Origin of the sequence: Micromonospora noduli, assembly GCF_003264365.1 — a bacterium.
GTDB classification, from domain to species: Bacteria; Actinomycetota; Actinomycetes; order Mycobacteriales; family Micromonosporaceae; genus Micromonospora; species Micromonospora noduli.
In genome coordinates, this window is the sequence record NZ_PYAK01000152.1 from 1 (window position 1) to 457 (window position 457).

At 37.9% G+C, this 457-nt stretch carries 1 protein-coding gene; it reads right to left on the minus strand.

The genetic code is table 11. The annotated features are described in order from the left end of the window. Positions 1–457 (minus strand): GntR family transcriptional regulator (locus GUI43_RS35240; protein ID WP_146765988.1); only part of this gene is annotated, 457 nt, incomplete at both ends.

Sequence of the window (457 nt, forward strand, 5' to 3'; positions counted from 1 at the left end):
CTATAAATCGTTTGCTCAACGAACGTCTTCATGTCGTCTTCGTTTTGTGTATTCACTTTAAATGTGTCAATGACATTTAATGGTATAAAGGTAAAACAAAATGCATCAGCTTGCTTAGAATGATTGTCTTTTTTTTGATAATAGCGTTCCATTGCAATGACGGCAGAAGGATGGTTTGCAAACAAATGATTTGTATATTCACTTTCTAAATCAACACGATAATTAATTGATGACATAGATACGCGAGCTAGCAATATTTGATCAAGTGGATGCTTAAATTGATGCATACTTGAAGCGTGTTGGGCATTTGTTTGTGGAATAACAAAGTGGCCCTTCCCTCTTGTACTCTCTACGATGCCATCTTCGGCTAACAATTTTATAGCTTGGCGCAAAGTCATACGACTGACATCAAAGCGCGCACAAAGTTCCTTTTCAGTAGGTAATGCATGGCCACTCG